This is a genomic window from Ornithinimicrobium kibberense (assembly GCF_006519705.1).
Classification (GTDB): Bacteria; Actinomycetota; Actinomycetes; order Actinomycetales; family Dermatophilaceae; genus Ornithinicoccus; species Ornithinicoccus kibberensis.
Map to the genome: position 1 here is coordinate 57,652 of NZ_VFXM01000008.1, position 23,955 is coordinate 81,606.

A 23,955-nucleotide genomic window follows, 5' to 3' on the forward strand; every position below is an offset into this window, starting at 1 on the left:
GGCTGGGAAGGACGTTGTCTCCAGGGGCTGCGTGACATATCCTCTGCGCACCGTTGCCCACGACCGGCCGCCGGCCGACCGTGGGTTCTTGCACACAGGAAGGCACCTCGTGGCCAGCACTGCGAAGAAGCGTGGGGGCACCGCGCACGAGTCCCTGAGCGTCCGGCACGACGAGGACGCCTGGACGGCCGAGGAGCTGGCCGAGGTGCGCGCCGAGCTGGAGGCCGACGTCGCCCGGCTCGGGGTCGAGCTGGACGAGGCCGAGCACGACCTCGTCGAGATGATGCGCAGCTACGCCGACGGGGCGGGGGACGACCAGGCCGACGCGGGCGCGGCGACCTGGGAGCGCGAGCACGAGCTGTCCCTGGCCAACAACGCCCGCGACCTGCTCATGCAGACGCTGCGGGCGCTGGAGCGGATCAATTCGGGTTCCTACGGCGACTGCGAGGCGTGCGGCAACCCCATCGGCAAGATGCGGCTGCAGGCCTTCCCCCGTGCGACCCTATGCATGACATGCAAGCAGAAGCAGGAACGCCGCTGACCCACGCCCCCACCCCCTCCACGGTCCGCCCCCGCCGGCGGACCGTCGTCGTGCTGGGCCTGGCCGCCGGCTGGGTGGTGCTCGACCAGCTGACCAAGGTCTGGGCCGAGCGGGCCCTGACCCAGGGGGAGCCGGTCCAGGCCGTGGGCGACCTGCTGAGGTGGCACCTGACCTACAACTCCGGGGCGGCCTTCTCGATGGGCACCTCGCTGACGCCGGTGATCACCGTGGTCGGCACCGTCATCTCCGTGGCCGTCGTGTGGCTGGCCTTCCGCGTGCGCAGCCTGCCGTGGGCGGTGGCGCTGGGGCTGCTGCTCGGCGGCGCGGTCGGCAACCAGATCGACCGCTACCTGCGCGAGCCGGGGCCGCTGTTCGGGCACGTCGTCGACTTCATCCGGCTGCCCAACTTCGCCATCTTCAACGTCGCCGACATCGGGGTGACCAGCGCAGCGGTGCTCATCGGGATCCTCGCGCTGCGCGGGCTGCGGCTCGACGGCACCCGCGAGGGGCAGGAGCCGTGAGCGACTCGCGGGCCTTCGCCGTCCCGGAAGGCCTTGAGGGTGAACGGGTCGACGCCGCCCTCGCCCGGCTGCTCGGGCTCTCCCGGTCCAAGGCGGCCGACCTGGCCGCCGACGGGCACGTGACCGTCGACGGCAAGGTGGTCGGCAAGTCCGACCGGGTCATGGCCGGGGCGTGGCTGGAGGTGACCCTCCCGCCCGTCGGGCCGCCGCCCGCCCTGGAGGTCGTCGCCGAACCGGTGGAGGGGATGCGGATCGTGCACGACGACACCGAGATGGTCGTCGTCGACAAGCCGGCCTTCGTCGCCGCCCACCCCAGCGTCGGGTGGTCTGGGCCGACGGTCGTCGGGGGGCTGGCGGCCGCCGGCTACCGCATCTCCACCTCGGGGGCCCCCGAGCGGCAGGGGATCGTGCAGCGCCTCGACGTGGGCACGTCCGGGCTGATGGTCGTGGCCAAGTCCGAGCGGGCCTACACCGTGCTCAAGCAGGCCTTCCGCGACCGGGTGGTCGACAAGACCTACCACGCCCTCGTCCAGGGCCTGCCCGACCCCCACGAGGGCACCATCGACGCCCCGATCGGACGGCACCCCGGGCACGACTACCGGTTCGCCGTCCGCCGCGAGGGGCGGGCCAGCATCACCCACTACGAGCTGCTCGAGGCGCACCGCTCGGCCAGCCTGCTCCAGATCCACCTCGAGACCGGCCGCACCCACCAGATCCGGGTGCACTTCTCCGCCCTGCACCACCCGTGCGCCGGCGACCTGACCTACGGCGCCGACCCCACCCTGGCCAAGCGGCTGGGGCTGCAGCGGCAGTGGCTGCACGCGGTCAAGCTGGGCTTCGAGCACCCCGGCAGCGGGGAGTACGTCGAGTTCGACTCGCCCTACCCCGACGACCTGCAGCACGCGCTGGACGTCGTCCGGGGCTGAGGAGAGGTCAGGGGGCATGAGAGGGGTCGCCAGGTCCGGCGTCGTCGGCGCCGTCGTGCTGCTCGTCCCCCTCGGGGCCTGCGCGGTCAAGACGCCCGCACCGACGAGTTCCCCGGCCGGCAGCACGACGACGGTGGAGCCCGCCCCGGAGACGACAGCGACCCCGGCGCCCGCGCCGGCACCCGACCCGGAGCCGTCGGACGAGGCCGACCGCACGACCGAGCCCCCGGAGCCCGAGCCGGCGCTCGAGGACGAGGCCGCCGAGCTGGTGAAGGACCTGACCCTGGAGGAGAAGGCGGGCCAGGTCGTCGTCGCCGCCCACCTCGGGGCGACGCCGCCGGTCGGCCTGGTCACCGACCACCACCTCGGCGGGATCATCGTCATGGACCCCGACCTGACCACCGACCAGCTGGCCGGGCTGAACGCGGCGATGACCGAGGCGGGGGAGACGGCGGGAAGGGAGTGGCCGGTCTTCCTCGGGGTCGACCAGGAGGGTGGCCTCGTCGAGCGGGCCAAGGGCGATCTGACGCGGTTCCCCACGTTCATGAGCCTGGGCGCCGCGGACGACCCCGACCTGACACGGCGTGCGGCGGCGGCCTCGGGGGCGGAGCTGCGGGGCGTGGGGTTCACCGCGGTCTTCGCCCCGACGGTGGACGTGACGATGGGCCCTTCCGACCCCACCATCGGCTCGAGGTCGCCGGGCGGCGACCCGGAGCTGGTCGCCGAGCACGCGACCGCCGCCGGACTCGGCTACCTGGACGCTGGCATCCTGCCCGTGGTCAAGCACTTCCCCGGGCACGGCTCGGTCCCTGCCGACAGCCACGTGCAGCTGCCCGTCCAGACCCGCACGCTCGAGGAGCTGCGGGACAGCGACCTGGTCCCGTTCGCGGCGGCCGTCGAGGCCGGCCTGCCGGCGGTCATGGTGGGGCACATCCAGGTCGCGGCGCTGGAGTCCCAGCTCCCTTCGTCGCTGGAGCCGGAGGTAGTCGACGGGCTGCTCCGCGACAATCTGGGCTTCGACGGCCTGGTCGTCACCGACGCGCTCAACATGGCCGCCGTGTCCAACGCCTACGGCCCCGGCCAGGCCTCCGTCGCCGCCCTGCAGGCCGGTGCGGACGTGCTCCTCATGCCCTCGGACCCGCTGGCTGCCCGGGACGCCATCGTCGCCGCCGTCGGCGACGGGACGCTGGCGCAGGAGCGGCTCGACGAGGCCGTCGTCCGCCAGGTCACGGCGCTGCTCGAGGCGCAGGAGCGGGGGATGGTCGAGGCACTCGAACCCGGCGGAGCCGCAGACGTCGCCCGCGAGGTGTCGCAGGCCGCGGTCACCGTGGTCCAGGGCGACTGCGACGGGCCGCTGGTCGACGGCGGCGTCGTCCCCATGGGCGACCGGCTGGCGGTCCAGCGGTTCGAACGGGCCGCCGAACGGGCCGGCCTGCCCCTGGGCACCGGCACCACCGTCGAGCTGCTGCGCCCGGGCCAGGGCCCGTACGGGGCACAGGTCTCGGTGGCCCTCGAGACGCCATACCTGCTCGCCGCCAGCGGCGCCCCGACGAAGGTGGCGCTCTACGGCGACACCCCCGGCGCCATGGAAGCGCTCGTCGCCGTCCTCACCGGGGACGCGCCGGCACCGGGCCGGCTGCCCGTGGAGGTCGACGGCGTGGAGCGCGCCGGCTGCTGACGGGAGGTCCCGACCCGTGCGCCCGGGTGCACCCACCTGGGGGTGCGCGGCACGGCATACCCGCCTATGTTGCGCGGTATGACCTCCGCCGCCCGCCGCACGATCGCGACCACCTCGACCCTCGCCCTGGTCTTCGGGCTGGGCGCCGCCGCGCTCCCGGCCGCCGCCGGACCCGAGCGGGGGCAGGGCGAGCCCGACCTGGACGTACGGTTCGCCACCTTCAACGCCTCGCTCAACCGCTTCAACGACGGCGACCTCGCGCGGGACCTGTCCACCGGGGAGAACCTCCAGGCGCAGAACGTCGCCGAGACGATCCAGCGCACCCGCCCGGACGTCGTGCTCGTCAACGAGTTCGACTACGCGGCCGGCAACGAGGACCTGTTCCGCGACAACTACCTCGAGGTGCCCCAGAACGGTGCCGAGGCGATCGACTACCCCTACGCCTACATCGCCCCGTCCAACACCGGGATCCCCAGCGGGGTCGACCTCAACGGCGACAGGACCGTCGGCGGGCCCGACGACGCGTTCGGCTTCGGGTACTTCCCCGGGCAGTACGGGATGGTCGTCTACTCCCGCTACCCGATCGACGCCGACGAGGTGCGCACCTTCCAGACGTTTCGCTGGGCCGACATGCCGGGCAACCTCATGCCGACCGACTACTACTCGCAGGAGGCGCAGGAGGTGCTGCGCCTGTCGAGCAAGTCCCACTGGGACGTCCCCGTCGAGGTCGGCAACAGGACCGTGCACGTGCTCGCCGCCCACCCGACCCCGCCGACCTTCGACGGGCCCGAGGACCGCAACGGCCGGCGCAACCACGACGAGATCCGGTTCTGGGCCGACTACGTCGGATCGCCGAAGCAGTCCGCCTACATCTACGACGACGAGGGGCAGCGGGGCGGGCTCAAGCCGGGCGAGCGCTTCGTGGTCGTCGGCGACTACAACGCCGACCCGCACGACGGGGACTCGCTCAACGGCGCGATCGACCAGCTGCTCGACCACCCGCGGGTCAACACCACGGTCGCCCCCGCCAGCGAGGGCGGGGTCGAGCAGGCCCTCCTCCAGGGCGGCGTCAACCTCGAGCACCGGGGCGACCCGGCGTTCGACACGGCCGACTTCTCCGAGCCGCCGGGCAACCTCCGCGTCGACTACGTCCTGCCCGGCCGGTCGTTGAAGATCGAGGACGCCGGCGTCTTCTGGCCGACCTCCGACGACCCGCTCTTCCGGCTCGTGGGCACCTACCCGTTCCCGACGAGCGACCACCGGCTCGTGTGGGTGGACGTGCGGCTGCCGCACCGCCGCTGAGGGGGTCGGCCGCCCCGCCGGAAGACCCCCGCAGGCCCCCCACCTGCACCGTCGCGCGCGGCCCCGGCGCGGGGGCTTACCTGTCGGTGGAGGGACCTAAGATCGGGGGCGATGTCAGCGCCAGCCAGCTCCGGGAACTTCGTCCACCTGCACAACCACACCGAGTACTCGATGCTCGACGGTGCGGCGCGGATCGACGACATGCTCTCGACGGCGCACGACCTGGGCATGCCGGCGATCGCGACCACCGACCACGGGTTCATCTTCGGGGCCTACGAGTTCTGGAAGACGGCGCAGAAGTACGACGTCAAGCCGATCATCGGGCTCGAGGCCTACCTCACGCCGGGCACCCACCGGACCGACAAGACCCGGGTGAAGTACGGCGACGGCGGGCGTGACGACGTCTCTGGCGGCGGTGCCTACACCCACATGACGATGCTGGCCCGGAACAACAACGGGATGCACAACCTGTTCCGGATGGCCTCGCTGGCGTCGATGGAGGGTTACTACTTCAAGCCCCGCATGGACAAGGAGCTGCTGGAGACCTACGGCCAGGGGATGATCGTCACCACCGGCTGCCCGTCGGGGGAGATCCAGACCCGGCTGCGGCTGGGGCAGTACCGCGAGGCCGTCCAGCACGCCAGCGACCTGCGTGACATCTTCGGCCACGAGAACGTCTACTGCGAGCTCATGGACCACGGGATCCAGATCGAGCGGCAGGTGCGCCAGGACCTGCTCAAGCTGGCCCGCGAGCTCGACCTGCCCCTGCTGGCGACCAACGACCTGCACTACACCAAGCAGGAGGACGCCAAGGCGCACTCGGCCCTGCTGTGCGTGCAGTCCGGCTCGACCATGCAGGACCCCAACCGGTTCCAGTTCGGCGGCGACGGCTACTACCTCAAGACGGCCGAGGAGATGCGGCACCTGTGGCGCGAGCTGCCCGAGGCCTGCGACAACACGCTCGTGGTCGCCGAGCGCTGCGACATCTCCTTCACCGAGGGGGAGGGGCGCTACATGCCCAAGTTCCCCTGCCCCGAGGGCCACGACGAGACGAGCTGGTTCCTCGCCGAGGTGGAGACCGGGCTGCACCGGCGCTTTCCCGAGGGGGTGCCGGACTACGCCCGCAAGCAGGCGGCCTACGAGGCCGAGGTCATCATCGGCAAGGGCTACGCGTCGTACTTCCTGGTGGTCGCCGACTTCATCAACTGGGCCAAGCGCAACGGCATCCGCGTCGGACCGGGACGGGGCTCCGGCGCCGGCTCGATGTGCGCCTACGCGATGGGCATCACCGACCTGGACCCGATCCCGCACGGGCTGATCTTCGAGCGCTTCCTCAACCCCGAGCGCAAGTCGATGCCCGACTTCGACGTCGACTTCGACGACCGGCGGCGTTCGGAGGTCATCCGCTACGTCACCGAGAAGTACGGCGACGACCGCGTCGCGATGATCGTCACCTACGGCACGATCAAGGCCAAGCAGGCGCTCAAGGACGCCTCCCGGGTGATGGGCTACCCCTTCGCCATGGGGGAGAAGCTCACCAAGGCGATGCCGCCGTCGGTGATGGGCAAGGACATCCCGCTCACCGGCATCCAGGACCCGGAGCACAAGAGGTACGGCGAGGCCGGCGAGTTCCGCCAGATGCTGGCCGAGGACCAGCACGCCGCGGAGATCTTCGAGACCGCCAAGGGGCTGGAGGGGCTGAAGCGTCAGTGGGGCGTGCACGCCGCCGGCGTCATCATGTCCAGCGAGCCGCTCATCGACCTCATCCCGATCATGCGCCGGGAGCAGGACGGCCAGATCATCACCCAGTTCGACTACCCGACGTGCGAGACGCTCGGGCTGGTCAAGATGGACTTCCTGGGCCTGCGCAACCTCACCGTCCTCGACGACGCGATCGTCAACATCCGGGAGAACCGCGGCGAGGAGATCGACCTCGACGCGCTCTCCAAGGACATGACGGACCGGAAGACCTACGAGCTGCTCGGCCGCGGCGACACCCTCGGCGTGTTCCAGCTCGACGGCAACGGCATGCGCCAGCTGCTGCGGCTCATGCGCCCGGACAACTTCGAGGACATCTCCGCGGCGCTCGCGCTCTATCGCCCCGGCCCGATGGGGGTGAACGCGCACACCAACTTCGCCCTGCGCAAGAACGGCCAGCAGGAGGTCGTCCCGCTCGACCCGCAGCTGAAGGGCAAGCTGCAGCCGCAGATGGTCGAGGCGCTCGAGCCGATCCTGGGCAACACGTACGGCCTGTGCGTTGCGGGGGACACCCCCATCGTCGACGCCGACACCGGGGAGCGGGTGCGCATCGACGAGCTCGCCGACCGGGTGACGGAAGGGTTCTTCACCTTCGGTGTCGACGATCGCGGCAAGGTCGTCCGACGCCGAGTCACGCACTGGTGGGAGATGCCCGCCAAGCCGGTGCTCACGGTGCGCACGGGCGCCGGTCAGGAGCTCCGCCTGTCGGCGGACCACAAGGTCCTCACCACCCGGGGCTGGGTCCCGGCGGGCGAGCTCGTGGCCGGGGTGGATGCGATCGCCCGCAGCTCGGACGAGCGCGTCGCGGCTCCTGAGCCCGCGATGGCGGCTGCCGGTGTTGCGGGCGGGATGTCGACCCAGGGTGCGACCGGGGGGCGCGAGACCGCATACCCGGAGCTGGACTGGGCCATCGTCGAGGACATCCACGTCGGTGACCCCGAGCCCGTCTACGACATCACCGTCGACGACGTGCACAACTTCGTCTCCAGCGGCCTGGTGCTCTCGAACTGCATCTACCAGGAGCAGGTCATGGAGATCGCCCAGAAGCTGGCAGGCTACACGCTGGGCAACGCCGACCTGCTCCGCCGGGCGATGGGCAAGAAGAAGAAGGAGGTGCTCGACGCCGAGTACATCCCCTTCTCCGACGGGATGAAGGCCCAGGGCTACAACGAGGAGTCGATCGCCTCGCTGTGGGGCGTGCTCGTGCCGTTCTCCGACTACGCCTTCAACAAGGCCCACACCGCGGCCTACGGCGTCATCTCCTACTGGACCGCCTACCTCAAGGCCAACTACCCGGCCGAGTACATGGCCGCCCTGCTCACCAGCGTCGGCGACGACAAGGACAAGACCGCCCTCTACCTGGCCGAGTGCCGCCGGATGGGCATCGCGGTGCTCCCGCCCGACGTCAACGCCTCGGTGGCCAACTTCGCCGCCGTCGGCGACGACATCCGCTTCGGGTTGTCGGCCGTGCGCAACGTCGGGCACAACGTCGTGGGCGCCGTCGTGCGCACCCGCGAGGAGAAGGGTGCCTTCACCTCCTTCGAGGACTTCCTGCGCAAGTCGCCGGCGGTCGTGTGCAACAAGCGCACCGTCGAGTCGCTGTGCAAGTCGGGCGCCTTCGACAGCCTCGGCCACACCCGGCAGGGCCTGGTCACCGTGCACGAGCGCTACGTCGACGCCCTCGTCGACGAGAAGAAGCAGGAGGCCATCGGGCAGGACTCCCTCTTCTCCGGGTTCGGCTTCGGCGACGACGAGCAGGAGCAGGAGGGTATGCAGATCGTGACCCTCCCGCCGGTGCCGGACATCGAGTGGGACAAGTCGGTCCTGCTCGCCTTCGAGCGGGAGATGCTGGGGCTCTACGTCTCCGACCACCCGCTCAACGGGATCGAGCACATCCTGGCCCAGCACTCCAACTCCTCGATCCTGGAGATCGTCGGCGAGGACGGGGCCCGGGACGGCGACTTCGTCACCGTCGCCGGCCTGCTGACCAACCTGCAGCTGAAGCGGACCAAGAACGGCGACCCCTACGCCCGGCTGTCGATCGAGGACATGGCCGGTTCCCTGGAGGTGGTGTTCTGGCCGAAGGTCTACATGACCATCTCCACGATGCTCGCCGAGGACACCGTGGCCGTGGTCAAGGGCCGGCTGAAGAAGGGCGACGACGGCGCCGAGCTGCTGGCCAACGAGCTGCTCCTGCCCGACATCAAGCAGGGCCCGCGCGGCCCGGTCGTGCTCAGCCTGCCGCTGACCAGGGCCACCGACGGGCTGGCGCACAAGCTCAAGACCGTGCTGGCCGACCACCCCGGCAGCACCGAGGTCCAGGTCCGGCTCACCCAGCCCGGGCGCACCGTGCTTCTCCGCCTCGACGAGACCCTGCGCGTCACCGCCTCGCCCGAGCTCTTCGGCGACCTCAAGGCACTCCTGGGGCCGCACTGCATCGCCGGCTGAGTCCTGCCCGGCAACGCGTCGTCGACCAGTCCAGGGTGGGCTGGGCGCAGGCTGGAGGGAGACCACGATGGCGGACGACGAGGCCGTGACGCACCGGCTCAGGCAGGTGGACGCCCCGCTCGACCTGCTCCTGGAGGCCCTGCGCCTGGACGTCGAGCTCGGGTTGACGGTCAGCGTCGCTGCGCTGGACCGCGTCGCCGAGGAGGGCTCGAGGAGCGTTGGGAAGGTGACCGCGAGCTCGTGCTTCTGCCGGCCCATCACCTCGTACTCCCCGAGGGTGTCGTCCGGACCGACCCCGTGACCGGCTGGGCGGCCCTGTCGGCGCCGAGCCCCACGTGGCACCCCAGGACCCCGGCTGTCGGTCACGGACGGATCGGCGGGGAGCTGTCGACGTGTTGTCCTGAGTGCGGCTGGGAGCTGCACCGGCTCCTCGACCTCGGCACCTTCCCCGGGGCGGACGACCGTGAGCTGCCCGGTGAGCTCGTCACCTGCGTCGCCTTCAACTGCACCTGGGACGAGCAGTTCTTCGACCACGCCGACGGCGCCGCCAGGCCGATCGAGCGGCCGGCCCGACCACGGGCCGACTGGCAGCCCAGGCCGGAGGTCCTGCCCGTCTTACCCGTGTCGTTCCACCCGGCTCCGGCCCGGTGGCAGCTGCAGGACTGGATGTGGAGCAACGGCACGCAGAACCTCAACCGCCTGGGCGGGGCCGGCAGCTGGATCCAGGACGCCATCTACCCGTCCTGCCCGCGCTGCCGTAGGTCGATGCCTGTCCTGGCGCAGGTGGACGGGCTCACGCCGTTCGATGACATCCTCGGGTGGGAGAGTTGGACCGAGGGGCTGATGTATGCGTTCTGGTGCCGCGAGTGCCGGGTGAGCGCCGTGTCGACCCAGCAGACCTGAGCGTGCCGGGGTCGGCCGGAGGGACGCAGAGGCTCTCCATGCCGCTGCTCCGCGGCGGGGTGGGTGCGACCCAGGCCGGGCGCAGGACCTACCTCGGCATGCCGAGGGATGCCGGTCTTGGCACGATGGCCTCAGACCGACGTTCCGCGAACCAGGAGGATGCCGTGCCACTGACCGCCGAGCAGGCCGGGCTGGACACTTCCGTGCTCGAGCTCTACCTCAACGACCACCTGGCCGGCGCCACCGGCGGGCGGGACCGGGCGCACCGGATGGCCGAGGATCACGCGGACCTGCCGGTCGCCGGCGAGCTCACCAGGTTCGCCCGACAGCTCGACGAGGAGTGGGACCGGGTCGACCGGCTCATCAAGGAGCTGGGCCTGGACACCCTGCGCTACCGGCAGCTGGCCGCCACGGTCGGGGAGAAGCTGGGAAGGCTCAAGCTCAACCGGCGCCTGACGCAACGCTCCCCGATGACGCCGCTGCTGGAGACCGAGCTCATGCGGGGCGCGGTCAACGCCAAGCGCGGCCTGTGGCAGGTGATGGAGGCCCTCGCCCCCCGTCTGCAGATGGACCCCGCCGAGTGGCAGGAGCTGGACGCCCAGGCCGTGGCCCAGTCCGAGCTGCTCGACCGGGTCCACGCGGCCCTGCGACCCGACGCCTTCGTGCCGGGGAGCCGCCCGTCCTGATGCCGCTGCGTCACCTCCTCCGGGTCCTGGTCGCGCTCCTCCTCGTAGGCTCCGTGCTCTCCGCCTGCACCCACGAGGTGACGACCGAGGAGGTGCTCCGCGGGGTCCCGCTGGCCACCGACGAGATCGAGGGCTTCGAGGTCGAGACCCACGCGGTGACCCGCGGCACCGAGGTCGAGGAGGACGGGGACAGCCGGCTGGTCCGCGCCCGGATCACCCGCCACCTGCGACCGCTCGAGGGCACGGTGGAGGAGGCCGTCGCGCGGCTGGTGGAGCAGTCCTTCGCCCAGGGCTGGATGCCGCAGGTCGAGGAGGGCGAGCTGCCGTTCGTCGCCACGAGGTCGCTGCCCGCCGGGCCCGGTCGGCTGACCGTCTCGCTCCCCGAGGACGGGTCCACCGACCTGGTCGTGCTGACCATCGAGGTGGGCGACGACGCGGATGAGGACGCGGTCACCGGGCGCAGGTAGCGTTGACCGGGTGACCGCCGAGACCTCCCTGCCCACCCCGCCCGTCGCCGAACAGATCCCGGTCGTCCGCCGCCACCACGGCGAGGACGTCACCGACCCCTACGAGTGGCTGCGGGACAAGAAGGACCGCAAGGTCCTGGCCCACCTCGAGGCCGAGAACGCCTACACCGAGGCGATGACCGCCCACCTGGACGACCTGCGCCAGCGCATCTTCGGCGAGATCAAGAGCCGCACCCAGGAGACCGACCTGTCCGTGCCGGTCCGGCACCGCGACTGGTGGTACTACTCGCGCACCGTCGAGGGTCAGCAGTACGCCGTCCACGGCCGGATCGCCGTCGGTGACTCCCCGCAGCGCCCCGTCCTCGACCCCGGCGAGGTGCCGGACGGCGAGCAGGTGCTGCTCGACGGCAACGCCGAGGCCGAGGGTCTGGAGTTCTTCTCCCTGGGCACCTTCGACACCAGCCCGGCCGGCGACCTGCTCGCCTACGCCGTCGACAGCACCGGCGACGAGCGCTTCGACCTGCGGATCAAGGACCTGACCACCGGCGAGATCGTCGACGACGCGGTCACCGGCATCGGCTACGGCACCGCCTGGTCCGCGGACGCGGCATACCTGTTCTATGTCCGCGTCGACGACGCGTGGCGCCCCTTCCAGGTGTGGCGCCACGAGGTGGGCACCCCCGCCGACCAGGACGTCCTCGTCCACCAGGAGGACGACGAGCGCTACTGGATGGGCGTGGGCGCCTCCCGCGACGACGAGCACGTCGTCATCGCCCTCGGCAGCAAGAACACCTCGGAGTACCGCCTGCTGGCCGCCTCCGACCCCACCGGCGAGTTCCGGGTCGTCGCGCCGCGGCGGGAGGGGGTCGAGTATGACGTCGCGCCCGCGGGCGGGCGCCTCTGGATCGTGCACAACCGGGACCACCGCGACTTCGAGCTGGCCGTGGCGCCGATCGGGTCGACCTCCGACCACGACTGGCGGGCCGTGCTGCCCGGGCGCAAGGGGATGCGGGTCGCCGGCGTCGAGGCCTTCTCCGGCCACCTGGCCGTGTCGCTGCGCAAGGACGGGCTGACGCAGGTGCGGATCCTCCCGCTGGGCGACGACGGCCTCCCCGTCGACGACGGTTACGACGTACCGGTGCAGGAGGAGGTCTGGTCGATCGACACCGGGGCCAACCCCTCCTACGAGACCGACACCCTGCAGGTGGTCATCGAGTCGCTCGTCACCCCGCCGAGCATCTACGACCTGGACCTGGCCACCGGCGACCTCACTCTGGTCAAGCGCAAGCCGGTCCTGGGCGGCTACGACCCGGCCGACTACGTCCAGCACCGGCTCTGGGCGACCGCCGAGGACGGCACCCGCATCCCGATCTCGCTCGTGGCCCGCAAGGAACTGGGCCCGGACGGCACCAACCCGGGGCTGCTCTACGGCTACGGGTCCTACGAGATCTCCATCGACCCCTACTTCTCGGTGTCCCGGCTCTCCTACCTCGACCGGGGAGTCGTCTACGCGATCGCCCACGTCCGCGGCGGCGGGGAGATGGGCCGCAGCTGGTACGAGCTGGGCCGGATGGAGCACAAGAGGAACACCTTCACCGACTTCCTGGCCTGCGCCGACCACCTCGTCGGCACCGGCTGGGTCGCCCCCGACCGGCTGGCCGCGGAGGGACGCTCGGCTGGCGGCCTGCTCATGGGCGCGGTGCTCAACCTGGCGCCCGAGCGGTTCCGGGTCGTGCACGCCGGTGTGCCGTTCGTCGACGCACTGACCACCATCCTCGACCCCTCGCTGCCCCTGACGGTCGGCGAGTGGGAGGAGTGGGGCAACCCGGTCGACTCGGCCGAGGTCTATGAGCTGATGCGCACCTACACGCCCTACGAGAACGTCCGCCCGGTGCAGTACCCCGCGATCCTGGCCACCACCGGCCTGAACGACACCCGGGTCTTCTTCGTCGAGCCGGCCAAGTGGGTGGCCCGTCTGCGCGAGACGGTCACCAACGACCCGGCCACGCGGCCCATCCTGCTCAGGACCGAGATGGTCGCCGGCCACGGCGGCAAGACCGGCCGCTACGACGCCTGGAAGGAGACGGCGTTCGAGATCGCGTTCATGCTCGACCAGCTGGGCGCGACCGAGCTCGTCGAGGGATGAGCAGCTGCACGTTCTGCCGGATCGTGGCGGGGGAGGAGCCCGCCGAGGTCGTCCTCGCCGACGAGCAGGTCGTGGGCTTCCTCGACACCCGACCCGTCTTCAAGGGGCACGTGCTCCTCGTCCCCCGGCAGCACGTGCATACCCTCACCGACCTGCCTGACGCCCTCGTCGGTCCATTGTTCACCGCCGCCCGCACCCTGGCCCAAGGTGTCAAGGACGGGCTCGGTGCGCAGGGGTCGTTCGTGGCGATGAACAACCAGGTCAGCCAGTCGGTGGCGCACCTGCACGTGCACGTGGTGCCGCGGACCAAGGGGGACGGCCTGCGCGGCTTCTTCTGGCCCCGGACGAAGTATGCGCAGGGGGAGGCGGGGGAGTACGCCGCCCGCCTGCGTGCGGTGCTGCCCGGGGGTGACGCCGCGGGCTAGCTGTGCTCGCGGTCGCGGCTCGAGGCGAACAGGGTCGCACCCACGAGGAGGGCGCCCAGGGCCAGGCCCACGAGGCTCCAGACCGCCCCACGTCCGACGTCGAGCGTGAGCAGGAGGGCCGCGACCAGGGCGGCGACCAGGCCCAGCCCTAGGAAGGTCCAGGCGCGGCGTCGGGTCGGCGGGGCCTTGGCGTCCATGCCCGGAGTCTGGTCACCGGGCCGGCCCTGCGCAAGCGACGGACCGATCCGGCCCTGCCCCTGCGGCGGGAGCGGTCCTCGGCGTAGGCTCGCAGCACGTGGCCGGAAGGCCCAGCACCCGACCTCAAGGAGGACTTCATGGATCTGATGACCCGGGCCGAGTTCGAGGAGCTGGTGGGTGACGGCGACGGGACGAGGTTGTCCTTGTTCGTCCCGACGCACCGGGTGGGGACCACCAAGGAGAGCGACGAGGACCGGCTGCGGTGGAAGAACCTGCTGGGTGCCGTCGAGGACACCCTGCTCAAGGAGGGGCACGAGCGCCGCGACGTCGACGAGCTGCTGGCCCCCGCGTGGGAGCTGCACCACGACGGGATGGCCTGGAGCCACATGGCCGACGGCCTGGCGATGTACCTCACCCAGGGGTGGTCCGCCTCCTACCGGGTGCCGCTCGAGCTGCCCGAGCTCGCGGCCGTGAGCTCCGGCTACACCCTCGGCCCGGTGCTGCCCCTGCTCAGCGACCAGAACTACGTCGTGCTCACCCTCAGCCAGAAGCACGTGCGCGTGCTGCGTGGCAGCCGCGACCGGATCGGCGAGCTGGACCTGCCGTCGGTGCCCGAGGCGTTCGAGGACGTCTTCGTCGCCGACGGCCCCCAGTCTGACTCCGTCCCGCGGCCCAACGCCTCCGGGCGGTCAGGGCCCGGGGGAGCGGTCTACTACGGCGCCAGCTCGCTGGACAACGCGCACAAGGAGGAGGTCGTCGAGTTCTTCCGCGAGGTCGCCCGCGGTGTCGACGAGCACCTCGCCGGCCGGTCGATCCCGATGATCCTCGCGGGCCTGCCCGAGTGGGTGTCGATCTACCGGGACATCGCCTCCTACCCGCACCTGGTGGACGGAGCGATCGAGCGCAACCCCGACGACATGTCCGCCGACGACCTGCGGATCGCGGCCTGGGACCTAGTCTCGAGCCGGCTGCAGAAGGAGAACCAGCGGCTTCTGGACCGCTTCAACGAGCAGCGCGGCCACGGCTCGGGCGCGCTCGGTGTGGACCAGACGCTCACGGCCGCGAACGAAGGCCGCGTCGACACCCTGCTGATGACGACCGGAGGATGCTACGTCGGCAACGGCGCGCCCCAGGTCGTCCTGCCGCTGCGCAGCCCCGAGGACTACTGCGGGCTCGCGGACGCGGCGGCCCGTGCCACGCTGCGCAACGGCGGGGCGATCCGGATGGTCGAGGAGCTGCCCAAGGGCGCGCCGGTCGCGGCGATCCTGAGGTACTGAGCCGGGAGCCCCCTTGGGTTTCGTGTCACATCGGTCGTCCCAGCGACCGATGTGACACGACTGCGCGGTACAACGGTCGGAGGTCACCAACTGCCGCCCCCCACGTACGCCGACCGTCATCCACAGGTCTGCTTTGACACGACGCACGGCGACGCGGAACTGGAGCATGCTGTCGGCCATGCCTGACCGGACGGACCGTGACTTCCCGCAGATCCGCGGGCAGAGGGGCCTGGCGACGGTGGCTCAGCTGCTCGAGGCCGGTTGGACGGTGTCCGCCGTGCGGGTGAAGCGGAGGACGTCGTGGCAGGAGCCGCTCCCCCGGGTGCTGGTGCCGCACCGTGGACCCATCGACACGACGACCCTCCTAGTGGCGCAGGCCCTGTGGGCAGGGCCCGAGGCAGCGGTCCTGACTGGTGCCCACGCGCTGGTCCGGCTCGGCCTCAAGCCCGCACGCACCGACCAGGTGTCGTTCGTCGTAGGGGTGAACTCGCGCTCGCGCTCCCACGGAGCTGTACGTCTCCACCGCTCGAGCAGGAAGCCCGCGGTGGCCGGCAACGTCGGTGTCGTGCGGGTGTCAGGACCGTCCCGGGCCCTGGCGGACGCAGCCGTCTACGAGCGCCACGCGCCGCAGGACCTGCAGCACCTGGCGATCTCCGTGCTCCAGCGCGGGCGGACCACCCCGGAGATCCTCGAACGCGAGCTCTACCTGCGGCCCCGCGCGAAGGTCGAACCGCTGTGGAAGGGGCTGGCCGCCTTCCGTGGTGGTGCGTGGTCGCGCCCGGAGGCTGTCCTGCGGGAGGTCGTGGAGGGGGACGGTGGCCTCCCGCCGCTAGAGACCAACTGCCGACTCCTCACGGCGGACGGCCGGACCCTGGTGGGCACGCCGGACGGCTACTTCGAGGCGGCAGGCGTGGCTGTGCAGGTGCACTCGCGCCAGTACCACCAGGGGTTCGACGACCAGGGCGGTGACCAGTGGGCCAGCACCGTGGAGCGGGACAGCGACATGACGGCGGCCGGGGTGCGGGTGGTGGGCGTCTCTCCCTGGACCCTCTACTCCAGGCCCGAACGGTTCCTGAAGCGGCTGCGCGCGGTGGTCGCCGTCGGCCTGGAGGGCCCGCGGCCGAACGTGCGCGTGGTCCCGTCGGCGACGGACCCAGATGGGGAACTCGCGGGCTGACGCCTGCTGCCCGACAGGTCTCGCGGGCTAACACACCCTCACGCCCGACATGGGCGGTCTGCGCCCACAAGCCCGGCGGCTCTTGTGTCACACCCGTCGTCTGGACGACCGGTGTGACACCACTGCCACGTACATCGATCTGTGGCCCACGACATACCTGCGCTCACGTCCGCGCTGGATCGGTAGGGACACAAACCCGCCGCGGGGAGGGCGCGCCCTGCACGCCCTCCCCGCCGTCGGGACCGGTCGACTCAGATGTCGAAGTACATCTCGAACTCGTGCGGGTGCGGACGCAGGCGGATCGGGTCGATCTCGTGGGTGCGCTTGTAGTCGATCCACGTCTGGATCAGGTCCTCGGTGAACACGTCGCCCTCGGTGAGGTAGTCGTGGTCGGCCTCGAGGGCGTCGAGCACGGCCGGCAGCGAGGTCGGCAGCTGCTCGATGTCCTCCAGCTCCTCCGGGGGCAGCTCGTAGAGGTCCTTGTCCACCGGCTCCGGCGGCTCGATCCGGTTGCGGATGCCGTCCAGGCCGGCCATCAGCTGGGCCGAGAACGCCAGGTAGGGGTTGGCCGAGGGGTCCGGCACGCGGTACTCGATACGCTTGGCCTTCGGCGAGCTCCCGGTGATCGGGATGCGCACGCACGCGGACCGGTTGCGGGCCGAGTAGACGAGGTTGATCGGCGCCTCGTAGCCCGGCACCAGCCGGTGGTAGGAGTTCATCGAGGGGTTGGTGAACGCCAGCAGCGAGGGCCCGTGCGCGAGCAGGCCGCCGATGTACCACCGGGCGACGTCGGACAGGCCGCCGTAGCCGTTCTCGTCGTAGAACAGCGGCTCCCCGTCCTTCCAGAGGCTCTGGTGGGTGTGCATGCCGGAGCCGTTGTCCCCGAAGAGCGGCTTGGGCATGAAGGTCGCGGTCTTGCCGGCGGCCCAGGCGCTGTTCTTGATGACGTACTTGAACTTCATCATGTCGTCGCCGGAGTGCAGCAGCGTGTTGAAGCGGTAGTTGATCTCCTGCTGCCCCGCGGTGCCGACCTCGTGGTGGGAGCGCTCGACGCCGATCCCGACGTAGGCCAGGTCCAGGCACATCCGGTCGCGGATGTCGGCGAAGTGGTCGACCGGCGGCACGGGGAAGTAACCGCCCTTGAACCGGGTCTTGTAGCCGCGGTTGCCGCCCTCCTCCGCGCGGCCGGTGTTCCACGCCGCCTCGATGGAGTCGATGTGGTAGTAGCTGCCCTGCGGCTGCGACGCGAACCGGATGTCGTCGAAGACGTAGAACTCGGCCTCGGCGCCGAAGAACGCGGTGTCGGCGATCCCGGTGGAGCGCAGGTGCTCCTCGGCCTTGCGGGCGATCTGGCGCGGGTCGCGCTCGTAGGGCTCGTCGGTGAACGGGTCGACGATCGAGAAGTTCATGATGAGCGTCTTCTCGACCCGGAAGGGGTCCAGGTAGGCGGTCTGGGGGTCCGGGATCAGCTTCATGTCCGACTCGTGGATGGACTTGAAGCCACGGATCGAGGAGCCGTCGAACATCTGGCCGGTGTTGAACGCGTCCTCGTCGAAGGACGCCGCCGGCACGTTGAAGTGCTGCATGACACCAGGCAGGTCGCAGAACCTGATGTCGATGAACTTGACGTCCTCGTCCTTGATGAAGGCGAGGACCTCCTCGGCGTTTGTGAACATGGACTGCCTCCTGGGTGGACCAACGGGGTCGGGCACGACATTACGCGGTGGCGGTTTCGGCACCGTCACCCTCCTGTTTCGGGAGTGTTACGCCGTAGGCTGGCCCGGTGACGAGCCCCGCCTTCTCCGGCCAGCGCCTCGGCCTGCCGCCGCAGGGTCCCGGGTCCGTCGCCTCCCTCCTGCGCCGCCTGGTCGCCATCCTCGTCGACTGGACCCTGTGCCAGCTCGTGGCCACCGCCCTGCTCGACCTCACTTGGGGAGAGGTCGTCGGCGCGCAGGCGTTCGCCCCGCTGGGCCTGTTCCTCGTGCTCAACCTCGTCCTCGTGCCCACGATCGGCACGACGCCCGGCCACCGGCTGCTCGGCATCCGGGTCGTCTCCCTCGACGGCGACGGGCAGCAGCCCCCACCACCGGGCCGGGCCGCGCTGCGCGCGCTGCTGCTCGGCCTGTTCGTGCCGGCCATCATCCTCGACGCCGACAGCCGCGGCCTGCACGACAGGGCCGCCCGCAGCGTCGTCGTCAACGCCCGCTGAGTCCCCGCCGCCCGTGCTCGCCCTCGTCGTCACCGCCCTGGTGGCCAAGTCCGTGCTCGTCGCGGGCGCCGTCCTGGAACCGGACCGGTATGCCGCGCTCGTCGCCCTGAGCGCCCTGCCGCTCGTGGCCCTTCTCGTCAGCCCGGCGCTGCTGATGCGCGGGCGCACGCGCACGGCATACCTGGTCGGGGCCGACCTGGTCGTCACCACCCTCCTGCTCGCGGACCTCGTCAACGCCCGGGCCTTCGGCCGGCTGCTGAGCGTGCACATGATGGCCGCCGCCGGCAGCTTCGACGGGCTGGGGTCCTCGGTCCTGGCGATGGTGCGCTGGCACGACGTGCTCCTCTACGTCGACCTGCTCGCCGCCGCCGGGCTGGCCGTGCTCGCCCGGCGTCGGACCCGGCCGTCCCCCTCAGGCGGTGGCCAGGGGTTCGTCGACCGGGTGCGCGACCCGCGCCGCCGCTCGACCCGGGTCCGCACGGCGGTGGTCGTGGCCGTGGTGGCGGTGCTCTCGTTCGGCACCCAGGTGGCGACCCAGACGTCGGACCCGGGCATGCGGGTGGTCAGCCTGTCGCCGCTGGGGACCCACCTGCACCAGGTCTACGACGAGCTCGTCGACACCCACCAGGAGCTCACCCCCGCGCAGCGGGAACGGGTCGGGGACTGGTTCGCCCGCAACGCCGCATACCAGGGGGTGGCGCCCGAGCACGAGGACCTGGTGGGGCTGCTCGCGGGGCGGGACCTCTACCTCGTCCAGGTCGAGTCGCTGGAGCAGGTCGTGCTGGGCGCGGCGCCGTTCGGGCAGGAGGTCACGCCGACGCTGAACCGTTGGCGTTCCGAGAGCGTGGTCTTCGACCAGGTGCTCGCGCAGACGCGGGACGGCAGCAGCTCCGACGGCGAGCTGCTCATGCTCGCGGGGGTCTACCCGCTGGAGTCGGGGGCGACCGTGCTGCGCTTCCCGGACAACCAGGGCTACACGACCCTGCCGCGCCTGCTCGCCGAGGAGGGCTACCGGTCGGTGGCGCTGCACGGGGACGCCGGCTCGTTCTGGAACCGCGACCGCGTGCTCCCGCACCTGGGGTACGAGCGCTACGTCGCCGAGGAGCAGTTCGCCGGCGGGACGCCGCTGGGCCTGGGTCTGGCCGACGCCGACCTGTTCGACCAGACGCTGCGCGAGCTGGACCGGGTGCCCCGGCCGCGGTTCCTGCACCTGATCACCACCACCTCGCACACGCCGTGGGAGCTGCCCGCACGCCTGCAGGGGCTGGACCTGCCGGGCGACGACGCGACCAGCCGCTACCTGCAGACGCTGCACTACACCGACGGGGCGCTGGGCGACTTCGAGCGGGCGCTCGCCGAGCGGGGGCTGCTGCAGCGCTCGGCGTTCGTGGTGGTGGGCGACCACGAGGGCCCGCAGAAGTACGCCCCCGTGGACGAGCGGTGGCTGACCGGCAACGACGGCCGGGTGCCGTTCATGGTCCACGTCCCCGGCATGACCGGCCGGACCGTGTCCACCCCCGGCGGCCAGGTGGACGTCCTGCCCACGGTGGCCCAGCTGATGGGGGTCCCGTCCGAGCGGTGGGCCGGGTCGGTCATGGGCCGCAGCCTGCTCGCGGGGCACACCGGCTCGGCGGTCACGCCCGAGGGGCGGGTGCGGCCCGGTGCCGACGGCGCGGGGCTCCTCGAGGAGGCCTACGAGATCGCCGACCTGGCGGTCTCGGGTGACTGGTTCCTGCGTCCCTGAGGGGTATGCGGTGTCAGCGGCCGCGCAGGGCCCGCCGGCTCATCCGCGGCGTGCGGGTGGGGTCGACACCGGCGGGGATCGGCGGGCGGTTCTTGCCGCCGAGGGCCTTCATCCGCTGCTGGACGACCATCGCCTCGTCGTTGCTCAGCTTCTTGGGCAGCGAGCGCATCTTCTTGACCACGCCCCGCAGCGGGGTGGCGTCGTCGCCCTTGCCGACCACGATCGTGTGCACCGGGACGGTGTCGCCGACGACGCGGGCGACCCGCTTGCGCTCGCCCGCGAGCAGCCGCTGGGCGGCACCGCGGGGACCCTCGCCGAGGAGCACGACCCCGGGCTTGCCGACGGCCCGGAAGACCATCGCGGCGTTGTGCAGGTCGCGCATGCCGCGGACGGTGCCGCCGGCCTCGGCGGCCACCGGCTCCTGGTCGTAGAACCAGCCGCGGCGCAGCTGGCCCAGGACGGCCGAGGTGGCCCCGGGCTGACCCTCGATCTGGGTGAAGGCGGCGCGTTCGGCCTTGCGGCCCAGCACGACGGTCGCGGCGAGCAGCGCCAGCGGCAGGCCGATGATGACGAGGTAGACGACCTGGTCGATCCACAGACCGATGAGGACGGCCACGAGCATGACGGCCAGGGCCGACAGCAGCATCCACCAGATCGCGGCCGGGTCGGCCTTGCGGGTCATCGTCAGCACCTGGCGGAGCTGGGCGATCCGACCCGGCTTGTTCGGGTCCTTGACCTTCTTGGCGCGACGACCGAACCGCCGCTTCTTCGTCGGCTCGCCGCCGGTGGTGCTCGTGGACATGCGGTTCAGGATACGTGGGCGGCGGGCGTGCCCTCGCCACGCAGGCCGTTGGCCACGAGCGAGGCGGCCTCCTGGCGTGCGGGCACCGCGGCCTCGAACTGCTCGCGCAGGTGGGACAGGTTCTCCGGGATCGGCCGGCCCCACTTGGTCATCGCCGAGGCGTAGAGCTTGCCGGCCCGGTAGGAGCTGCGCACGAGCGGCCCGGCCATGACGCCCTTGAAGCCGATCTCCTCCGCCAGCTCCGACCAGTGCACGAACTCCTCGGGCTTGACCCACCGGTCGATCGGGTGGTGCAGCGGTGAGGGCCGCAGGTACTGCGTGATCGTGAGGATGTCGCAGCCCGCGTCGTGCAGGTCGCGCATCGCCTGCTCGATCTCGTGGTCCTCCTCGCCCATGCCGAGGATGAGGTTGGACTTGGTGACCAGCTCGTTCTCGCGCGCCATCGACAGCACCTTGAGCGACTTGTCGTAGGTGAACGCGGGCCGGATCTTCTTGAAGATGCGCGGCACGGTCTCCAGGTTGTGCGCGAAGACCTCGGGCCGGGCGTCGAAGACCTGCTGGAGCAGCTCGGGCACCGCGCCGAAGTCGGGCGGCAGGATCTCCACGCCGGTCGTGGGGTTGAGCTCGTGGACCTTGCGGATCACCTCGGCGTAGAGCCAGGCCGCGCCGTCGGGCTGGTCGTCGCGGGCGACGCCGGTGATGGTGGCGTAGCGCAGCTCCATCTCGCGGATCGACTCGGCGACCTTGCGCGGCTCCTCCGGGTCGAGGGCGCGGGGCCGGCCGGTGGCGATGTCGCAGAAGTCGCAGCGGCGGGTGCAGATGTCGCCGCCGATGAGGAAGGTCGCCTCGCGGTCCTCCCAGCACTCGAAGATGTTGGGGCAGCCGGCCTCCTGGCACACGGTGTGCAGGCCGCCGCCTTTGACCATCGACTGCAGCTCGCGGTACTCCGGGCCCATCTTGGCGGTGGTGCGGATCCACGACGGCTTGCGCTCGATGGGCGTCTCGGCGTTGCGGGCCTCGACCCGCAGCATGCGGCGTCCCTCCGGTGCGACGGTCACAGGTGCTCCTTGCTTCGAGGTCGGCACGCGCCCGCGGGGGCGCGTGCGTGCGTCCTCCAGCCTAAGCCGCGGGAGGGGGGTATGCCGAACCCGCCTGGGCGGGACGCCGGCAGCGTGCTACTCAGCGAGGAGGTCGGGGTGGGTGATCCTGACGCCCGCCACCGCGAGGGCGAGATGGGCGGGCTCCGAGCCGACGGCGGGGTCGTAACCCAGGAGACGCTCGATCCTTGCCAGCCGTTCGTGGGCCGTCTGCCGCCGAACGCGCATGGCCCGGGCGGTTGCCGTGACGCTCAGGCCGTGACTCAGCCAGGAAGCCAGCGTGGTGACCAGGTGGGTCCCATGCGTCCGGTCCCACTCGATCAATGGCCCCAACGAAGTCTTAACGATCGTCTCGATCTCTCCCTTAGGCCTGCGGGCGAGGAGCTGGTCCACGCTCGAGGTGCGCCAGGTGGTCGCGCCTACGTTCAACGGTCCGGCGGTCATCCCGTCCCGGGCTCGTGTCACGGTCTCACTGGCGTCCTCTAGCTCGACCGGTGGCCCGACGACGAGGGAGGCACCCATCAGGCGGGCCGAAGCATCGAGCCGGTCTGCCACCTCCCCGGCAGGGTCCCCTCGCCGAGTGACGGCCACCAGACCGAGCACCTGTCCCCGGACCGGAGCCAGGAGGTGAGGGCCCAGGCCGCTGGTCCGCGCCAGGAGCACTGCACATCGCTCTGGATCGGCACAGGTCCCGGCAACACCCACAACACGGTGGTGCGGGCCTGGATGGAAGCCCGCCAGACCAGCACGGGTCACGACGTCCCGGCGAAGCGTGGAGGTCGACGTGGGCCGGTCCAGCAGGTCGGTGAGCAGTGCCACGCTGACGGCCGAGGCGGCCGAGCCGGGACCGGCCGTCCGCTCCACGACCAGACCGACGAGGGCGGCGAGGCGGTCGGCCAGCAGCTGCAGCTCAGGCTCGTCCCTGGCCCCCAGGAGGACATGTCCCCACGGGGCCCCTGCTGCACGGACGACGGACCGGGCGCCTCCGTCGTCGGTGGCTGTGACGCCTGAGGTTCCGGACGCGGCGGTGGAGGCGACCACCTGGCCGGACAGCGTGCGGATCGAGACCGGCTCACCGGTGCTACGGCTGACCCGAGCGGTCAGCTCGGCGAGGCCAGCACCGTCCGAGGCGTCTTGGTGCAGCTGCCGTAACAGGTCGTCGGCACGGCGGAGCTGCGACAGCTCGGCGGAGAGGATGTCCGAGTTGAGCTCTCGGCAGATCTGGGCGAACGGCACTACCCGTTCGAGCACGACCAGGGGGAGTCCTCTACGTCGAGACTCGTCCTCGATCTCGGGAGGAAGCTCCACGAGGGAGCGGCCGGGTTCGATCGCCACCGCCGCGACCTCCCGTGCGGCCACTTCACGGACCCAGTGCCGCCTCGACCCGGCGTCAGCACCGGCCAGTCCGAGCCCGGTGGTCAGCAGGACTTCACCACCAGCCAGCAGAGGCGCGATCTCGTAGATTTCACTGGAGTGGACCCAGGAGACGGTACGGGCTAGAGCAGACCGGGGACCCAGAAAGCGTGGCGCGGCGTTCGCGACGCAAGGGTGGGACAGGAAGTGCTCGAGGGTCACTGCCATCCGGATCTCCTGATCGGTCGGGGCACCCGACATCCTGTCCGGTCTGCAGGCGCAGGAGCAAGACATGCT

The 23,955-nt window shown here is 71.3% G+C and carries 21 protein-coding genes; 16 read left to right on the forward strand and 5 right to left on the reverse strand.

The window, feature by feature from the left end:
• Positions 1-109: 109 nt before the first annotated feature.
• The 12 genes from FJR00_RS08185 to FJR00_RS08240 all read left to right on the forward strand — a co-directional run bounded on the left by FJR00_RS08185 (position 110) and on the right by FJR00_RS08240 (position 13,801).
• Complete coding sequence (locus tag FJR00_RS08185) at positions 110-541, forward strand: TraR/DksA family transcriptional regulator (protein ID WP_238330393.1); 432 nt, start codon at positions 110-112, stop codon at positions 539-541.
• A complete protein-coding gene (lspA, locus tag FJR00_RS08190; protein ID WP_141338283.1) occupies positions 514-1,062 on the forward strand; it encodes a signal peptidase II in 549 nt (182 codons plus the stop codon). Before FJR00_RS08185 ends, lspA begins: the two co-directional genes overlap by 28 nt.
• Complete coding sequence (locus FJR00_RS08195; protein WP_141338284.1) at positions 1,059-1,988, forward strand: RluA family pseudouridine synthase; 930 nt, start codon at positions 1,059-1,061, stop codon at positions 1,986-1,988. Before lspA ends, FJR00_RS08195 begins: the two co-directional genes overlap by 4 nt.
• A 16-nt stretch (positions 1,989-2,004) precedes the next feature.
• The gene (locus FJR00_RS08200; RefSeq protein ID WP_141338285.1) at positions 2,005-3,666 is read left to right on the forward strand and encodes a glycoside hydrolase family 3 protein; all 1,662 of its coding nucleotides are present in this window, start codon (positions 2,005-2,007) and stop codon (positions 3,664-3,666) included.
• Positions 3,667-3,744: 78 nt separating this feature from the next.
• Positions 3,745-4,968, forward strand: coding sequence for an endonuclease/exonuclease/phosphatase family protein (locus FJR00_RS08205; protein WP_141338286.1), 1,224 nt, complete (start codon positions 3,745-3,747; stop codon positions 4,966-4,968).
• Positions 4,969-5,079: 111 nt separating this feature from the next.
• On the forward strand, positions 5,080-9,174 hold the full coding sequence (gene dnaE / locus FJR00_RS08210) for a DNA polymerase III subunit alpha (RefSeq protein ID WP_141338287.1): 4,095 nt from the start codon (positions 5,080-5,082) through the stop codon (positions 9,172-9,174).
• Positions 9,175-9,241: 67 nt separating this feature from the next.
• Positions 9,242-9,475, forward strand: coding sequence for a hypothetical protein (locus tag FJR00_RS08215; RefSeq protein ID WP_141338288.1), 234 nt, complete (start codon positions 9,242-9,244; stop codon positions 9,473-9,475).
• Positions 9,472-10,077 carry a hypothetical protein gene (locus FJR00_RS08220; protein ID WP_141338289.1) on the forward strand — a complete coding sequence of 202 codons (606 nt, stop codon included), beginning with the start codon at positions 9,472-9,474 and terminating at the stop codon, positions 10,075-10,077. The genes FJR00_RS08215 and FJR00_RS08220 overlap by 4 nt, the downstream gene beginning before the upstream one ends.
• A 164-nt stretch (positions 10,078-10,241) precedes the next feature.
• Positions 10,242-10,763, forward strand: coding sequence for a hypothetical protein (locus FJR00_RS08225; protein WP_141338290.1), 522 nt, complete (start codon positions 10,242-10,244; stop codon positions 10,761-10,763).
• Positions 10,763-11,230 (forward strand): hypothetical protein, encoded by a 468-nt coding sequence (locus FJR00_RS08230; protein WP_141338291.1) that lies wholly within the window; start codon positions 10,763-10,765, stop codon positions 11,228-11,230. Before FJR00_RS08225 ends, FJR00_RS08230 begins: the two co-directional genes overlap by 1 nt.
• Complete coding sequence (locus FJR00_RS08235) at positions 11,202-13,376, forward strand: S9 family peptidase (protein ID WP_141338292.1); 2,175 nt, start codon at positions 11,202-11,204, stop codon at positions 13,374-13,376. Before FJR00_RS08230 ends, FJR00_RS08235 begins: the two co-directional genes overlap by 29 nt.
• A complete protein-coding gene (locus FJR00_RS08240) occupies positions 13,373-13,801 on the forward strand; it encodes an HIT family protein (protein ID WP_141338293.1) in 429 nt (142 codons plus the stop codon). The genes FJR00_RS08235 and FJR00_RS08240 overlap by 4 nt, the downstream gene beginning before the upstream one ends.
• On the opposite strand, the gene FJR00_RS08245 is transcribed toward FJR00_RS08240, so the two are convergent.
• Positions 13,798-13,998 (reverse strand): hypothetical protein, encoded by a 201-nt coding sequence (locus tag FJR00_RS08245; protein WP_141338294.1) that lies wholly within the window; start codon positions 13,996-13,998, stop codon positions 13,798-13,800. The genes FJR00_RS08240 and FJR00_RS08245 overlap by 4 nt on opposite strands.
• 138 nt (positions 13,999-14,136) lie before the next feature.
• Between FJR00_RS08245 and FJR00_RS08250 the strand changes: the two genes are divergently transcribed.
• On the forward strand, positions 14,137-15,276 hold the full coding sequence (locus FJR00_RS08250) for a baeRF3 domain-containing protein (protein WP_141338295.1): 1,140 nt from the start codon (positions 14,137-14,139) through the stop codon (positions 15,274-15,276).
• 178 nt (positions 15,277-15,454) lie between these two features.
• Positions 15,455-16,453 (forward strand): hypothetical protein, encoded by a 999-nt coding sequence (locus FJR00_RS08255; protein ID WP_141338296.1) that lies wholly within the window; start codon positions 15,455-15,457, stop codon positions 16,451-16,453.
• Between the two features lie 251 nt (positions 16,454-16,704).
• Here the strand turns inward: FJR00_RS08255 and glnA are convergent, their stop codons facing one another.
• A complete protein-coding gene (gene glnA, locus FJR00_RS08260; protein WP_141338297.1) occupies positions 16,705-18,129 on the reverse strand; it encodes a type I glutamate--ammonia ligase in 1,425 nt (474 codons plus the stop codon).
• 107 nt (positions 18,130-18,236) lie between these two features.
• Between glnA and FJR00_RS08265 the strand changes: the two genes are divergently transcribed.
• Positions 18,237-18,662: an RDD family protein gene (locus FJR00_RS08265; RefSeq protein ID WP_141338298.1), complete on the forward strand. Its 426-nt coding sequence runs from the start codon at positions 18,237-18,239 to the stop codon at positions 18,660-18,662.
• Between the two features lie 13 nt (positions 18,663-18,675).
• The gene (locus tag FJR00_RS08270) at positions 18,676-20,406 is read left to right on the forward strand and encodes an LTA synthase family protein (RefSeq protein WP_141338299.1); all 1,731 of its coding nucleotides are present in this window, start codon (positions 18,676-18,678) and stop codon (positions 20,404-20,406) included.
• 13 nt (positions 20,407-20,419) lie between these two features.
• On the opposite strand, the gene FJR00_RS08275 is transcribed toward FJR00_RS08270, so the two are convergent.
• From FJR00_RS08275 to FJR00_RS08285, 3 genes are all read right to left on the reverse strand, one after another.
• Complete coding sequence (locus FJR00_RS08275) at positions 20,420-21,208, reverse strand: DUF4191 domain-containing protein (RefSeq protein ID WP_141338300.1); 789 nt, start codon at positions 21,206-21,208, stop codon at positions 20,420-20,422.
• 5 nt (positions 21,209-21,213) lie between these two features.
• Entirely contained in the window at positions 21,214-22,266 is a 1,053-nt protein-coding gene (gene lipA / locus FJR00_RS08280; protein WP_141338301.1) for a lipoyl synthase, read from the reverse strand.
• A gap of 117 nt (positions 22,267-22,383) precedes the next feature.
• Entirely contained in the window at positions 22,384-23,952 is a 1,569-nt protein-coding gene (locus FJR00_RS08285; RefSeq protein ID WP_141338302.1) for a PucR family transcriptional regulator ligand-binding domain-containing protein, read from the reverse strand.
• Positions 23,953-23,955 lie beyond the last annotated feature (3 nt).

Excerpts from the sequence above, each read along its gene's own strand:
- FJR00_RS08230 (WP_141338291.1), top strand. The coding sequence starts at position 10,763 with ATGCCGCTGCGTCACCTCCTCCGGGTCCTGGTCGCGCTCCTCCTCGTA.
- FJR00_RS08235 (WP_141338292.1), top strand. The coding sequence starts at position 11,202 with ATGAGGACGCGGTCACCGGGCGCAGGTAGCGTTGACCGGGTGACCGCC.
- FJR00_RS08200 (WP_141338285.1), top strand. The coding sequence starts at position 2,005 with ATGAGAGGGGTCGCCAGGTCCGGCGTCGTCGGCGCCGTCGTGCTGCTC.
- FJR00_RS08240 (WP_141338293.1), top strand. The coding sequence starts at position 13,373 with ATGAGCAGCTGCACGTTCTGCCGGATCGTGGCGGGGGAGGAGCCCGCC.
- FJR00_RS08285 (WP_141338302.1), bottom strand. The coding sequence starts at position 23,952 with ATGTCTTGCTCCTGCGCCTGCAGACCGGACAGGATGTCGGGTGCCCCG.
- FJR00_RS08245 (WP_141338294.1), bottom strand. The coding sequence starts at position 13,998 with ATGGACGCCAAGGCCCCGCCGACCCGACGCCGCGCCTGGACCTTCCTA.
- dnaE (WP_141338287.1), top strand. The coding sequence starts at position 5,080 with ATGTCAGCGCCAGCCAGCTCCGGGAACTTCGTCCACCTGCACAACCAC.
- FJR00_RS08275 (WP_141338300.1), bottom strand. The coding sequence starts at position 21,208 with ATGTCCACGAGCACCACCGGCGGCGAGCCGACGAAGAAGCGGCGGTTC.
- lspA (WP_141338283.1), top strand. The coding sequence starts at position 514 with ATGCAAGCAGAAGCAGGAACGCCGCTGACCCACGCCCCCACCCCCTCC.
- FJR00_RS08250 (WP_141338295.1), top strand. The coding sequence starts at position 14,137 with ATGGATCTGATGACCCGGGCCGAGTTCGAGGAGCTGGTGGGTGACGGC.
- FJR00_RS08255 (WP_141338296.1), top strand. The coding sequence starts at position 15,455 with ATGCCTGACCGGACGGACCGTGACTTCCCGCAGATCCGCGGGCAGAGG.
- glnA (WP_141338297.1), bottom strand. The coding sequence starts at position 18,129 with ATGTTCACAAACGCCGAGGAGGTCCTCGCCTTCATCAAGGACGAGGAC.
- FJR00_RS08215 (WP_141338288.1), top strand. The coding sequence starts at position 9,242 with ATGGCGGACGACGAGGCCGTGACGCACCGGCTCAGGCAGGTGGACGCC.
- FJR00_RS08205 (WP_141338286.1), top strand. The coding sequence starts at position 3,745 with ATGACCTCCGCCGCCCGCCGCACGATCGCGACCACCTCGACCCTCGCC.